The following is a 13,059-nucleotide window of genomic DNA, read 5'->3' as shown; positions in this document are numbered from 1 at the left end:
AACTTTTTCACAAACACGTCAATCATGCGACATCACGAGGCTTCGCCGTCGACGCCCTGGGGATCAGTTCGGGGTCGAACAGGAGCTCTCCGTCCGCCATGCGGTCGCCGCGCACCAGCCGGGACAGGATGGGCGCGACCGTCTTCGCGAGGCGGTCTATGGGCTGGCGGACCGTGGTGAGCGGCGGGTCGACGAACTCGAACGGGTACGCGTCGTCGTACCCGATGACCGAGACGTCGTCCGGAACGGCGAGGCCGAGCCAGCGCGCGGCGCGGATCGTGCCGAGCGCCATGTCGTCGCTCGCGGCCACGACGGCGGTCGTCCCCGACTCGAGGAGCTGAGACGCCGCGGAGTACCCGCCCTCGATCGAGTAGTGGCTGCGGACGACGGACGGAGTCCCGCCGCGCTTCGTCATCGCGCGCTCGAACCCGCGGACGCGCCGGTCGCTCGGCCGGTTCCCGACCGGCCCCGCGATCAGCCCGATGCGGCGGTGACCGAGGTCCCAGAGGTGCTCCACAGAGATCTCCGCCGCCAGCTCGTCGTTGGTGGACAGCGTCGGCGCCGACACCCCCGCGAAGCCGCCATTGATGCACACGAAGGGCGTGCGCCGCTTCTCCAGCAGCCGCACGGCCGACGTGTCGGCGCCGTCCAGCGTGTTGCTCGCCGACACGAAGACCGCGCCGACGATCCCCGCCTCGGAGAGCGACGAGATGAACTCGAACTCCTGCACGGAGCCGGCCGGAGCGGAGCACACCAGCGCGCGCATCCCGAGCGGCGAGAGGGCGAGACCGAGCTGCTCCGAGATCAGCCCGAAGAACGGGTCGATGAGACCGGGGACGATCAGTGCGACGAGGTCGCCCGTGGCGCCACGCGTGTAGCCGACCCTGCGCATCGCCTCCTCGACCGTCCGCCGCGTCTCGGGGGCGACGATCCCGCGGTTGTTGATGACCCTGCTGACGGTGGCGGGACTGACGTTCGCCTCGACGGCCACGTCCGTGATGCCGATCCTGCTCACCGTGCCGCCTCCGGCGTCGCGGGGACGCGGTCGTGACGTGAAGCAACAATGCTTTTCATAGAGATAACATACCGTTCTCGACCCCGGGACACGACGAGGAGGCCGGATGGATGCCGCGGGCACGATCATCGACGTCACGGAGTTCGGCGCCGATCCGAACGGCAGCGCCGACTCGACCCCGGCCATCGCCGCCGCGCTCGCCGCGGCATCGACCGCCGCCGGCCCCGTCACCGTCGACTTCCCTCCCGGCCGCTACGAGCTGTGGCCGGAGAGCGCGTCGCGCCGAGAGCTCGACGTCACCAACACGGTCGGGGACGATGAGCGCTTCCGCGTCAAGACGATCGCCGTCCTCATCGAGAACGCCGACCGCCTCACCCTCCGCGGTGACGGCGCCCTGCTCCGAACCCACGGCCGCCAGACGGCCATCGCCGTGCTGGACTCCACCGATGTCACCATCGCCGGGATCGCGATCGACTACGCCGTTCCCACGGTCGTGGACGCCACGGTGGTCGAGACCGGCGTCGAGGACGGCCACGGGTACTGCGTGGTGTGCATCCCGGAGACCAACCCTTTCCGGGTCGAGGGCCGGTCCGTCGTCTGGACCGGCGGTGCGAGCCCCGAGACCGGGCAGCCGTACTGGGAGGGCCGCGACGGCATGGCGTACACGCAGATGCACGATCCGGTCGCGCAGCGCACCTGGCGGGTGGACGGCTCCCCGCTGTTCGAGGGCGTCGAGCGGCTGCGGCGCGACGGCCGGCGGCTGCGGATCGAATATGCGACGGCGGAGGAGCCGGACACGCGCGGACTCGTCTTCCAGATGCGCGACACGGTGCGGGATCACCCCGGGGTGCTGTTCTCGGAGTGCACGGGGGTCGTTCTCCGCGATGTGCAGGCGCACTACCTGCACGGCCTCGGCGTCGTCGCCCAGCTCTGCCGCGACGTCACCATCGACCGGGTGACGTTCCGGGCGCCGCGAAAGCAGGGCCGGAGCTCCGCTGCCTTCGCGGACTTCCTCCAGCTGGCCTCGCTCGAGGGCGATGTGGTCATCCGCGGCTGCGTCTTCGACGGTCCTCACGATGACCCGATCAACGTCCACGGCAGCTACCTCGCCGTCACCGCGGTCGGCGACGACACGCTCGCGTTGAGCTACCCGCATCCCGAGACGTCGGGTCTGCCGGTGCTCCGTGTCGGCGACGACATCGAGGTGGTGGACGCGCGCACCCTCCGGCGGGTCGCCGGCCCGCTGGCCGTCCTGACCGTCGACGGGCCGTCCGGTCGCGACCGCGACCACGACCCGCGCACCGCGACGATCACGCTGGCTGCGCCGCTTCCTCCCGGGCTGACGGGACGGGAGGGGCTCGTGGTGGAGAACGTGACGCGGACGCCCGCGGTGTCGATCGCCGGCAATCGATTCGTCAACGTCCCCACCCGCGGCATCCTCGTGACCACGCGCCGGCCCGTGCGGATCGAGTCCAACGTCTTCGACGGCATCACCATGGCCGGGGTCTTCATCGCCGGTGACGCGGTCGACTGGTACGAGTCGGGTCCCGTCCACGACGTCCGGATCCGGGGCAACCGCTTCCTCCGCGTCGACGCGCCCGCCGTGCTCGTCGCGCCGAGCACGGCGGGCGCGGGAGGCACCGGCGCGCGCGTCCACGGCCGGATCGTCGTCGAGGAGAACCTCTTCGAGACCGCCGCGGGGCCGGTCGTCGACGCGCACGACGTCGCCGAGCTCGTCGTCCGCGCGAACGCGATCGACGTGGCGGAGGGCGACGCGGTGCGCAGCTCGGCGGTCGATCGCAGCACGGTGGAGGGCAACGGCCCTCACCAGTCGTGGACGGTGCCGTCCGCGAGCCGGTTGTAGGGCAGGTAGGCGCGGATGTAGGGGTACTTCCCCGCCTCGTCCACGTCCAGCTCGACGCCGAGGCCGGGCTCGTCGCCGGGGTGCAGGAAGCCGTCCCTCCAGGTGAAGGACTGCCGGAAGACGCTGTCGGTCTTCGCGCCGTGCTTCATGTACTCCTGGATGCCGAAGTTGTGGATCGCGAGCCCCAGGTGCATCGCCGCCGCCATCCCGACCGGGGAGATGTCGGTCGGGCCGTGCATGCCGGACTTGATCTGGTACTGGGAGGCGTAGTCGAGCAGCTTCTTCAGGTGACTGATGCCTCCCGTGTGCGTGACCGCGGAACGGACGTAGTCGATCAGCTGCTCGCGGATGATCTGCTGGTAGTCCCAGACCGTGTTGAAGATCTCCCCGATCGCGAGCGGGGTGGTGGTGTGCTGCCGGACCAGGCGCAGCGCCTCCTGGTTCTCGGCCGGGGTGCAGTCCTCCAGCCAGAACAGGTCGTACGGCTCCAACGACTTCCCGAGCTGCGCGGCCTGGATGGGCGTCATCCGGTGGTGGCCGTCGTGCAGCAGCGGCAGTTCCGGCCCGAACTCGTTCCGCACCGCCTCGAACACCGTCGGGATGTGCCGCAGGTAGGAGCGGGTGTCCCAGTCCTCCTCGTTCGGCAGGCCGCCGCGCTGCGCCGGCTCGTGGTCGTAGCGCACGCCCGCGTTGCCCTCGTATGTGGCGTTGGAGGCGATGCCGTAGATCGACTTCAGGCCAGGCACGGCCGACTGGATGCGGATGGCCCGGTAGCCCTGCTCCAGATGCTCGTTCACGCTGTCGAAGAGCTCGGGCAGGTCGCGGCCGGACGCGTGCCCGTATGCGAGCAGTCCGTTGCGGGAGGCGCCGCCCAACAGCTGGTAGACCGGCATCCCGGCCGCCTTGCCCTTGATGTCCCAGAGCGCCATGTCCACCGCGGCGATCGCCGCCATCGTCACCGGGCCGCGCCGCCAGTACGCGCTGCGGTACAGGAACTGCCAGGTGTCCTCGATGCGGGACGCGTCCCTGCCGATCAGCAGCGGCACGACGTGCTCGGTCAGGTAGGCGACGACCGCCTGCTCGCGGCCGTTCAGCGTCGCATCGCCGAGGCCGGTCAGGCCGTCGTCGGTCGTCAGCTTGAGGGTGACGAAGTTCCGGTCGGGGCTCGTGACGATGACGTCGGCCTTGTCGATGATCATGCCTACTCCTTACTCCCTACGCTTCCTGGGTGGGCCCCGACGGGGCGGATGCGGCGAGCGCTCCGCGGAGCGTCCGCACGAACCGCTCGTCGGCGGCGAGCTCGGGCGACAGCTCGCGCAGCGCGTCGCGAGGGTCGGCGTCCGGCGCCTCGGCGGCGATCCACGCGGCGATCGCGGCAGCGCATCCCGCGGCCGGGCGTGCGGCGGACCGCTCGGCCAGCGCGACCGGGACGATCCGCAGCCGCACCTTCGTGCGCGAGCCCTCCGCGATCTGCGCGAGCCGGTGCACGATGCGTGGATTGGCGAACCGGTCGGCGAGCGCGCGCCGGTAGTCGACGGTCTCCACCGTCTCCAGCTGCGCCGCTGCCTCGTCCCAGATCCGGTCGACGGCCGCGCGGAGCCCGGGATCGGCGAACGCCTCGGCGACGGTGACGTGACCGCGGGCGGGGCCCGCGGCGGCGAGCAGCGTGTGGGCGCCGTTCAGCATCCACAGCTTCCGCGCCTCCCACGGCGCGATGTCGTCCACGAAGCGCGCCCCCGCCGACTCCCAGCGCGGACGCCCGGACGGGAAGTCGCCCGAGAGCACCCAGTCCGCGAACGGCTCGGCGACGACGGGCGTCGCATCGTCCCAGCCGGTCGCGGCGGCGATCGCTGGGCGGTCGTCCGGGTCGAGCCGCGGCGTGATCCGGTCCACCGAGGTGGAGACGAAGGACGCCCCGCGCGGGAGCCACGCCGCGAGGTCCGGCTGCACCTCCGTCGCCATCCGGGTGAGCGCGCGCTCGAGAACGCGGCCGTTCTCCGGGAGGTTGTCGCACGGGACGATCGCGACGGGAGGCGCACCCGCCTCCCGTCGCGCGCACAGCCCGAGCAGCAGCCGGCCGAGCGCGGTGGCCGGCGCTGCGAGTGCGGCCCCGGCCCGCGGTGCTCCCCCGCTCGTGCCGGTGACGGTATCCCGGAGCAGGGCGATGTCGGCCAGTGTCTCCGTGTCGCCGAGGTCGAGCTCACCGTCGGGGCCGAGACGGTAGCCCGCCTCGGTGATGGTCAGGGTCACCAAGGCGACCTCCGGCGAGCGGAAGGTGCGCAGCAGCGCATCCACCTCGTCGCCGGGGTGCGCGGCCACGATGCTGCCGATCAGCTCGAACCGATCGCCGTCGCCGCCGCGTTCCACCAGGGTGTAGACGCCCTGCTGCGCACGCAGCACCTCGGCCGCGCCGGGGCGCCGGCCGGTGAAGGCGGCGATCCCCCACCCGGCAGCGTCGTCCGCGTGCGCGGTGTACCAGGCCTGGTGGGAGCGGTGGAACGCGCCGAGCCCCAGGTGCACGATGCGCACCGGAGGGACGGGCTCGGGATGCGGCAGGGCTGCGCGCGACAGGCGCGGCGCACCGGTCACCGTCTGACCACCCGCGTCGGCACCATACGGCCATTCCAGCCGCAGAGCCGCCCCGTCCGCAACCCGGACGCGTCGAGCGGTCGCGACGCGCCGTCTCGCCCACCGCGTCGCGGCGTGTCGCGACCGCTCAACGCCGGCCGCGCAGAACCCCCCACAGGATGAGGCCGATCGTGATGACGGCGCTGGCGACGCCGAACCAGACCGGCCCGATCACGAGGATGATCGGCACGCTCAGCGCGGTCAGGATGCCGCCGCCGAGCAGCGGCTCGTACGTCAGCTGCTTGTACCCGTAGGCGCGGGCTGCGGCGGTGGTGCGCCCGGGGTCCGCCATGTCGGCGAGCACGAAACCGGTCGCCACGTTCCCCTGCGACTGCCCGTAGTCGGCGATCGCGTGCTCGAACCAGTGCACCCGGTGGATGCGCGGGCCGAGCCACAGCATCCCGATCACGCTCCAGCCGAAGGCGATGACGGTGAGGATGACCAGGCTCGGGATGTTCGCCCCGAGCGCGGCGAGCGACATCGTGCCGATGGCGGCCGCGATCAGGATGTCGAGCGCGAGCGTGGTGATGTCGTTCACGGTGCGCCGTTCGACCAGCTCCTCCTTGCGCGTCGCCGTGAGCACCAGCTGCACGGCGAACCCCCCGATCACGGTGAACGGGAAGAGCGGGAACGCGTCGAACAGGTCGGAGCCGAACGCCCGCGCGATCAGGCGCAGCACTTCGAGCACCACGAGCCCGAGCGCGATGGAGAGCGCGATCGCCCCGAAGCTGCGACTGATCGATCCCAGCCCCAGGTCGGTGCTGGCGGTGTCGCCGCTGTTCGGGGCGACGAAGTGGACCGCGTCGGTCGCCGGATGCACGCGGGAGGTGCGAGCGACGGTGATGCGGGGACTGCGGATGGCGTAGTTGACGAGGATGGAGCCGCCGACCACGCCCGTGATCATGCTGATCGTGGCGAGGCCGAGCCCGATGTCCACGACCTCGGGCGCTCCGGCGTTGTCGAGGATCTCGCCCATCCCGGCGATGGTGCCGTGACCGCCGGCGAACGACAGCTCCAGGATCGACCCCGCCGCGGCCGGCAGCCCGAAGAATGGCGTGAGGATGAACGCCACCGCGAGCGCGCCGAGCGCGAACTGGCCGAACGAGAACACACTCCCGAGGATGAAGTGCGGGGCGGACTCTCCCCAGAAGCTCTTCACCGACGGCAGGCGCTTGCCGAGCATCACCCCGGCGAACACGATGTTGATCATCAGCCCGGGGAGCCGCGAGAGCACGTCGACGGCCGCCCGCGGGATCAGGCCGTCGGTTCCCGTGAGTGCTCCCAGGATCTGCGGTCCGAGGATCAGGATCAGGAACCCGGCGATCACGCTCGCCGGGATGTAGAGGCGGTGCAGCGGAGGGACGTAGCGCCGCACCAGGGTCGCCACGAGCAGCGCGATCCCGAGCAGCACGAACGACAGGGCGACCCACTGCGTGTCGGAGAACTCGCCGAACACTCGGCTACCCTCGGTCTTCCCGACGCGTCATAGGCACAGGGTAGATGCTCGCGTCCCGGCTCCGACAGGGGCGGTCGGCAACCGGTCGCACCGGAACCGTCATCGTCCCTTCGCGTGGACGCAATCGTCCGGAAACATCCGGCCCGTAACGTCGGAGCATGGCTGAACTGTTCTCGCACCAGGCGTGCGGTCACTGCGGGCAGCGCCATCCCGTGCTCGCGGACGGGCGCATCTCCCTGCACTTCACCGACGGCGGCGACCGCTGCGCCGGGTCGGAGCGGCGTGGGGACGAGGGCGGGGTCTCGGTGGAGCAGGCGCGCAGGATCGAGGCCGAGCTCCGCCGGGTGCTGCGGCAGGTGATGGTCCGCCGCGCCTGAGCGCTACTGCTGGGGCAGTGCGATGGCGCCGGTGTCCGCGACGACCTCCGTCGCGGTGGCGGGGGTGCGGTCGGCGTCGCGGAGGGTGCGCTCGATGTGGTCGCGGAGCGAGCTCATGGGGTGGTTCCTTTTCGTGCAATGGACAACCGTGAAATCCTCCGCCATCCCACCTGAGAACTCGCACACAGCGGATTCAGCCGCGACCGGCCGCGACGGCCGGCTCGTGCGTGGCGAGCAGGTCGTCGTAGGTCTCCCGGCGGACGACGAGGCGGGCCTCGCCGTCCGCGACGAACACGATCGCGGGCTTCAGCGCCCCGTTGTAGTTGTTCGCGAGGGTGTAGCCGTATGCGCCGGTCGCGGGCATCACGACGAGGTCGCCGACGCGCGGCTGCGGCAGCACGGCGCCGTCCACGAGCAGGTCGCCGGACTCGCACTGCCGGCCGACGAGCTGCACGGACTCCGTGCACGGCTCGAGCATCCGGTCGGCGGCAACCGCCTCGTAGCGCTGCTGGGTGAGCGCCACATCCAGCTGGTCCGCCATCCCGCCGTCCACCGCGACGAACGTCCGCCCGGTCCGCTTGACGGACACCACGCGGTAGAGCGTCACGCCGGCCCTCGCCACCAGGGAGCGGCCGGGCTCGATCATCAGCTTCGCGCCCGCCGGGAGGGAGGCGCGGGCTGCCGCGACGATCGCGTCGAGGTACTCCTCGACGCTCGGCGCGACGTCGTCGACGGTGTACGCGATGCCGAGCCCGCCGCCGACGTCGTACACCGGGAACGCGCCGACCGTCGAGATCTTCTGCACCGCCTCGGCGAACTGCTCGACGTCGAGGATCTGCGACCCGATGTGCAGGTGCACACCCTCGAACTCCATGAGCGGGTGCTTCCGGATGCGCGCGATGGCGTGGCCGAGCTGGTCGATCGGCAGTCCGAACTTGGAGGTGTTGCCGCCCGTCGCCTGCGACGCGTGCGTCTTGGCCTCGATGCCGGGGATGACGCGCAGCAGCAGCTTCTGCGGGCGCCGCAGCAGCCGCGCCAGCCGGTCCAGCTCGTCCTCGTTGTCGACGATGATCGTGCCGATGCCGGCCTCCAGCGCCATCGTCAGCTCGGCGTCGGTCTTCGCGTTGCCGTGGAAGTGGATGCGCTCCGGCGCGACGCCCGCGGCGAGCGCGAGCCGCAGCTCGCCGCCGCCCGCCACGTCGATGGAGACGCCCTCCTCGTGGGCGAGGCGGTACATCCCGACGGCCGGCAGCGACTTGGAGGCGAACAGCACCTCCGAGTCCGGCCAGCGCTCCCGCAACCCGTCCACGAACCGGCGCGCCTGCCGGCGCAAGCCGGCCTCGTCGAACACGTACAGCGGCGTGCCGTACTCGGCGGCCAGCTCGTCGACGGCGACGCCACCGATCTCGAGCACGCCGTCGGCGCGCACGGAGCTGTTCTCGGGCAGGATGCGCTCCAGCGCCCCCAGCCGTGCCTCGACGCGCTCGTCGCCCGCTGTGATCGTCGTTGTGCTCATCTGTTCTCCACGACCTCCGTCGCCGAATCCGTCTGCTCGTCCGCGAGGTCCGCGTCCGTCTCCCGGTACTTCCCGTGCCCGGCAGGTACCAGTCTGCCGTCCGCGATCAGCTTCCCGATCACCGAGTGCTTGCGCGCCACGAAGAGGTACCAGAGCAGGAACGCGACCGTCCACAGGGCGAAGACGATCACCGTCACCGGCCGGAGGTCCTTGATGATCCACAGGCAGCCGACGATCGACAGGATCGGGATGACCGGCCCGAACGGGATGCGGAACTTCCGCTCGAGGCCCGGCTCACGCCGGCGCAGCACCATCACGGCCGTGGAGACCACCAGGAAGGCGGCGAGCGTGCCGATGCTGGTCATCTCGGCCAGGAAGTTGATCGGCAGCACCCCGGCGAGGATGGCGACGACGACCGACACGATGATCGTGTTCGCGACCGGGGTGAACGTGCGCGGGCTGACCTTCCGGAAGACCTTGGGCGCCATCCCGTCGCGCGACATCGTGAACAGGATGCGGGTCTGGCCGTACAGGACCACCAGGGTCACGCTGAAGATCGAGATGACGGCACCCGCCGCCACGATCGTGCCCGGCCAGCTGGCGCCGACGATGTTCTCCAGGATCGCGGAGAGCCCGGCGGACTGGTTCGCGAACGCTCCGGACGGCTGCGCTCCCAGCGCCGTGACAGCGACCAGCACGTAGACGGCGGTGACGATGACGAGCGCGGCGATCAGCGCGATGGGCAGGTTGCGCCGCGCGTTCTTCGCCTCGTCGCCCGCGGTCGCGACCGCATCCAGGCCGACGAACGAGAAGAAGATGATACCGGCGCCGGACATGATGCCGGTGAAGCCGAACGGCGCGAAGTTCGCGAAGTGGTCCGCGTTCCAGCCCGTGATGCCGACCGCGACGAAGAAGATCAGCACCGCGATCTTGATGAGCACCATGATCGTGTTGGTGACGACCGAGTGCCGGGTGCCGCGGATCAGGAGCAGCATGCAGAGGCCGATGAGGACGATCGCCGGCACGTTCACGATGCCGCCCTCCTCCGGCGCGTAGAGCAGCTCCTTCGGGAACTGGATGCCGAACAGGTTCCCGACGAGCTCGTTCACGTACTGCGACCAGCCGACGGCGACCGCCGCCGTTGACACCCCGTACTCGAGCAGCAGGCAGGCGGCGACGCCCATCGCGGGGAGCTCGCCGAGCGTCGAGTACGCGTACGAGTAGGAGGAGCCGGACACGGGGACCGCGCTGGACAGCTCCGCGTAGCAGAGCACGGAGAGCCCGGCGACGATGCCGCCGATGATGAACGACCAGATCACCGCGGGCCCCGCGACCGGAACGGCCTCGGAGAGGATGAAGAAGATGCCGGTGCCGATCGTGCCGCCCACCCCGATCAGGGTGAGCTGGAAGAGGCCGATGCTCCGCTTCAGACTGCTGCCGGACTCTCCGCCGTCGCGGGGGACGGGCTTGGTCCGGAACAGCTGCTGCCGCAGGGAGGGGGTTGTCATGTGCGTGTTTCTCCTAGACTTCGTTGTCCGGTTCGGCCGGTCGGCCGGGGTTCCCGCTACCGCACGACGCGGAACGACGAGACGTCCTCGTTCACCGCTCCGCGAACGTACCCGGTCGGCGATGCGGCGACCGCGCGCAGGAAGGCGACGCCCTCGGCGGTGATCTCCTCGCCGGGGATGATGTTGGGGATGCCGGGCGGGTACGCCGCGAGAGTGTCGGCCGAGACCCGGCCGACGGCGTCCGCGGCCGGGACCACCTCGGTCTCGCGGAAGAACGCCTCGCGCGGAGCGATCCGCAGGGCACCGGACGACGGGAGCTCCGGGAAGTCGCAGGCGGCCGCCGGCCGCCCGTCGCCGCCGTGTGCCGTGCCGCCCGCCGCCGCGGAGCCGACCGCGTCGACGGCGTCGACGAGCGCGCGGTGCACGAGGTCCAGGTCCGGCACCTTGCCCGCGCCGATCAGCGCGACCAGCGTCGTCGCGGTGGACATCTCGAAGTAGATGCCGTGGTCGGCGGCCATGCGATCCCGCAGCCAGTGCGCGTCGACGCCGGTGGCCGACACGTCGATCGGAACCCGGAGGGGGTCGACGGCGGCGATGTCGTCGTAGGCGCCGAAGCCGTCGCTGAGCACGTCGAAGCGCGGGTCCCGTCGCAGGGCCTCGCGGAAGTCGTCGGCCGCCGCGATCGAGGCCCCGATGTACTCCTCCCCCGTGACCAGGGCGTGCCGCGCGATGTCCAGGGACGCGCGCAGCAGTGCGCTGGTCGAGGTGGACGCCGTCAGCGTGAACGCGCGCTCCACCAGAGGCTCCAGCCGCTCGGCGAACGGGCCGTGGCCCAGGTGCAGCATGGCCGACTGGGTGAGCGAGCCCGCGAGCTTGTGGGTGCTCGAGACGACCAGGTCGGCGCCGAGCCGGACCGGCGACTCCGGGAGGTCGGGGTGGAAGCCGAAGTGCGGACCCCACGCGCCGTCCACGATCAGCGGTGCCCCGTGCGCGTGGGCGACGTCGGCGAGCGCACGGACGTCGGCGGTCGCACCGAAGTAACTGGGCGAGACGATGTAGACGGCGGAGGCCGCCCGCCCCTCCCGCTCCGCCTCGGCGAGCGCGAGCTCCAGGGCCTCGGGCGAGACGCCGTGCGAGATCCCGTGCCGACGGTCGACCGACGGGAACACGAAGGACGGCAGGAGCCCGCCGACCAGGATGCCGTCGCTGAAGCTGGAGTGCGCGCTGCGCTGGCAGAGCACGTGGCGCCCCAGACCGCGGACGGCGAGCGCGACCGTGCGGTTCGCCTGCGAGGCGCCGTTGGTCACGAACCAGGTGCGCCGGGCGCCCCAGGCGTCGGCCGCGAGCGCGAGCGCCTGCTCGAAGGGCGAGTCGCTGCCGAGGTCGACGTCGTCCAGCAGCATCGGCACGTCGAATCGCAGCGCGCGCTCGCCGATGAAGTCGGCGAGGCGGCCGCTCATCCCCCGGCCGTCGCCGCCGTGGCCCGGCACCATCAGCTGGACCGGCTCGCGTGCGACGAAGCGTTCCAGTGCGTCTGCGTACGGCGTCTCACGGTGCCGCAGCAGTCGCTCGGCGTCGGTCCGGGACGCGTGGCGGTCATCGTCGACCGGCGCGTGGAGGAGGAGGTCGTGGTGGAGCATTCCTCCATGCTGTCGCCCGCCCCGCGACGGCGGAATGCACAAGAGTTCTCGTGACTCACATAGCCTGTATGTGACAACGACCGTCCGAGCACCGCGCTCCCGGCGGTCGGGAAGGAGCGGATCGTGCTGGACCTGCGGCAACTGGAGGCGCTCGCGGCCGTGCACGCGGAGGGCTCGGTCACCGGCGCGGCCCGTGCTCTGCAGTGGAGCCAGCCGACCGTCGACTACCACCTCAAGAACCTGGAGCGGGCCATCGGGTCGGCGGTGCTCCAGCGCTCGCCGCGCGGCAGCGTGCTGACGCCCGTCGGGATGCTGCTGCTCGAACGCGGCAACGAGATCCTCACCCTCCGCGACCGCGCCCTGCGCGACGCGAGGGAGCTCGCGGAGATCGGCCGGGTCAGCATCCGGTTCGGGATGTTCCCGACCGCGGCGGCGAAGCTGCTGCCGGCCGTCGTCGAGCACCTGGACCAGCTCGGCATCGGCATCGACGTGGCCCTCGAGGAGATGCCGGTGCTCGTCGACCGCGTCAACCGCGCCGAGCTCGACACCGCTCTCGTCTACACCGTCCCCGGTTACGAGCTGCCGCTGCGGCCGCGCATCGTCACAACCGACGTGCATCCCGACCCGTTGCTGCTCGCCCTGCCCGTCGGGCACCGGCTGGCGGGCCGGACCTCGCTCGACGTGCCCACCCTGCTGACCCTGAGCGACGAGCGCTGGGTGTTCGGCACCGCCGTCGACGACCCGATGGACATCGTGGTGGTCGACACCTTCGCCGCCGCCGGTCGCAGCCTGGACGTGGCGTACCGCACCGACGACTTCCAGGTGATGCTGGCGATGATCGCCGCCGGGATGGGCATCGGCCTGGTGCCGAGCCTGGTGACGACCCACGCGCATCCCGGCCTGGTGCTGCTGCCGATCGGCGCGCCCTCGTTCAGCCGCACGCTGCAGCTCGCGTCGGTGACCGAGGGGCCGTCCGCGACCCCGTCGACCGCCGTCCGGCACCTCGCGGCGGCGCTGCGCGGCGCGAGCGCGGCCCTGCGGATGGCGTAGGGGCC

10 protein-coding genes are annotated in these 13,059 nt (G+C 71.4%); 3 read left to right on the top strand and 7 right to left on the bottom strand.

Going from position 1 to position 13,059, the window contains the following annotated elements:
- Positions 1 to 22: 22 nt before the first annotated feature.
- A complete protein-coding gene (locus AAME72_RS09300) occupies positions 23 to 1,015 on the bottom strand; it encodes a LacI family DNA-binding transcriptional regulator (protein WP_348789960.1) in 993 nt (330 codons plus the stop codon).
- 106 nt (positions 1,016 to 1,121) lie between these two features.
- Here AAME72_RS09300 and AAME72_RS09295 point away from each other — a divergent pair, with 106 nt between their 5' ends.
- Complete coding sequence (locus tag AAME72_RS09295) at positions 1,122 to 2,879, top strand: glycosyl hydrolase family 28-related protein (protein WP_348789959.1); 1,758 nt, start codon at positions 1,122 to 1,124, stop codon at positions 2,877 to 2,879.
- On the opposite strand, the gene manD is transcribed toward AAME72_RS09295, so the two are convergent.
- From manD to AAME72_RS09280, 3 genes are all read right to left on the bottom strand, one after another.
- Positions 2,840 to 4,078 carry a D-mannonate dehydratase ManD gene (gene manD, locus AAME72_RS09290; protein ID WP_348789958.1) on the bottom strand — a complete coding sequence of 413 codons (1,239 nt, stop codon included), beginning with the start codon at positions 4,076 to 4,078 and terminating at the stop codon, positions 2,840 to 2,842. The two genes, AAME72_RS09295 and manD, sit on opposite strands and share 40 nt — an antisense overlap.
- A 16-nt stretch (positions 4,079 to 4,094) precedes the next feature.
- Entirely contained in the window at positions 4,095 to 5,468 is a 1,374-nt protein-coding gene (locus AAME72_RS09285; RefSeq protein WP_348789957.1) for a mannitol dehydrogenase family protein, read from the bottom strand.
- A gap of 127 nt (positions 5,469 to 5,595) precedes the next feature.
- The gene (locus AAME72_RS09280; RefSeq protein ID WP_348789956.1) at positions 5,596 to 6,963 is read right to left on the bottom strand and encodes a sodium:glutamate symporter; all 1,368 of its coding nucleotides are present in this window, start codon (positions 6,961 to 6,963) and stop codon (positions 5,596 to 5,598) included.
- A 158-nt stretch (positions 6,964 to 7,121) separates the two neighbouring features.
- Here AAME72_RS09280 and AAME72_RS09275 point away from each other — a divergent pair, with 158 nt between their 5' ends.
- On the top strand, positions 7,122 to 7,340 hold the full coding sequence (locus AAME72_RS09275; protein WP_348789955.1) for a hypothetical protein: 219 nt from the start codon (positions 7,122 to 7,124) through the stop codon (positions 7,338 to 7,340).
- Positions 7,341 to 7,533: 193 nt separating this feature from the next.
- On the opposite strand, the gene lysA is transcribed toward AAME72_RS09275, so the two are convergent.
- From lysA to AAME72_RS09260, 3 genes are read right to left on the bottom strand one after another with little or no spacing between them, the layout of a single operon-like run.
- Entirely contained in the window at positions 7,534 to 8,856 is a 1,323-nt protein-coding gene (gene lysA / locus AAME72_RS09270; protein WP_348789954.1) for a diaminopimelate decarboxylase, read from the bottom strand.
- Positions 8,853 to 10,364 carry an amino acid permease gene (locus tag AAME72_RS09265; protein WP_348789953.1) on the bottom strand — a complete coding sequence of 504 codons (1,512 nt, stop codon included), beginning with the start codon at positions 10,362 to 10,364 and terminating at the stop codon, positions 8,853 to 8,855. Before AAME72_RS09265 ends, lysA begins: the two co-directional genes overlap by 4 nt.
- Before the next feature lie 56 nt (positions 10,365 to 10,420).
- Positions 10,421 to 12,004 carry an amino acid decarboxylase gene (locus AAME72_RS09260; RefSeq protein WP_348789952.1) on the bottom strand — a complete coding sequence of 528 codons (1,584 nt, stop codon included), beginning with the start codon at positions 12,002 to 12,004 and terminating at the stop codon, positions 10,421 to 10,423.
- Between the two features lie 123 nt (positions 12,005 to 12,127).
- Here AAME72_RS09260 and AAME72_RS09255 point away from each other — a divergent pair, with 123 nt between their 5' ends.
- Complete coding sequence (locus AAME72_RS09255) at positions 12,128 to 13,054, top strand: LysR family transcriptional regulator (RefSeq protein WP_348789951.1); 927 nt, start codon at positions 12,128 to 12,130, stop codon at positions 13,052 to 13,054.
- Positions 13,055 to 13,059 lie beyond the last annotated feature (5 nt).

It is taken from the genome of Leifsonia sp. NPDC080035, assembly GCF_040050925.1.
In the GTDB taxonomy this organism is placed as follows: domain Bacteria; phylum Actinomycetota; class Actinomycetes; order Actinomycetales; family Microbacteriaceae; genus Leifsonia.
This window is presented reverse-complemented; position numbering and strand designations above follow the sequence as displayed.

What these genes read in the sequence shown, in the direction of transcription:
- AAME72_RS09265 (WP_348789953.1), bottom strand. Translation starts at nt 10,364, where the DNA reads ATGACAACCCCCTCCCTGCGGCAGCAGCTGTTCCGGACCAAGCCCGTC.
- AAME72_RS09260 (WP_348789952.1), bottom strand. Translation starts at nt 12,004, where the DNA reads ATGCTCCACCACGACCTCCTCCTCCACGCGCCGGTCGACGATGACCGC.
- AAME72_RS09275 (WP_348789955.1), top strand. Translation starts at nt 7,122, where the DNA reads ATGGCTGAACTGTTCTCGCACCAGGCGTGCGGTCACTGCGGGCAGCGC.
- AAME72_RS09295 (WP_348789959.1), top strand. Translation starts at nt 1,122, where the DNA reads ATGGATGCCGCGGGCACGATCATCGACGTCACGGAGTTCGGCGCCGAT.
- lysA (WP_348789954.1), bottom strand. Translation starts at nt 8,856, where the DNA reads ATGAGCACAACGACGATCACAGCGGGCGACGAGCGCGTCGAGGCACGG.
- manD (WP_348789958.1), bottom strand. Translation starts at nt 4,078, where the DNA reads ATGATCATCGACAAGGCCGACGTCATCGTCACGAGCCCCGACCGGAAC.